At 41.5% G+C, this 328-nt stretch carries 2 rRNA genes; both read right to left on the bottom strand.

Annotated features, from left to right (window positions below):
• Positions 1-12: 12 nt before the first annotated feature.
• Positions 13-129, bottom strand: a 5S ribosomal RNA gene (rrf, locus tag ACQCT5_RS22970).
• Between the two features lie 112 nt (positions 130-241).
• Positions 242-328: ribosomal RNA gene (locus tag ACQCT5_RS22965) — 23S ribosomal RNA — on the bottom strand; the annotation flags it as partial.

The following is a 328-nucleotide window of genomic DNA, read 5'->3' as shown; positions in this document are numbered from 1 at the left end:
CGAATATATCTAGCCTGGCAACGTCCTACTCTCACAGGGGGACAGCCCCCAACTACCATTGGCGCTGAAGAGCTTAACTTCCGTGTTCGGTATGGGAACGGGTGTGACCTCTTCGCTATCGCCACCAAACTATTAATATTATATAAACTTTTGAAAGAAAATCAAGCATTATTTGCTATATTCCTTCAAAACTAGATAACGTTTTTCTTATCAAGATTCACAAATTATCGTTCATTGTTTTTGGGTTAAGTCCTCGATCGATTAGTATTCGTCAGCTCCACATGTCGCCATGCTTCCACCTCGAACCTATCTACCTGATCATCTTTCA

Source organism: Sutcliffiella halmapala, from assembly GCF_050107295.1.
Lineage (GTDB): Bacteria > Bacillota > Bacilli > Bacillales > Bacillaceae_I > Sutcliffiella_A > Sutcliffiella_A halmapala_A.
This window is presented reverse-complemented; position numbering and strand designations above follow the sequence as displayed.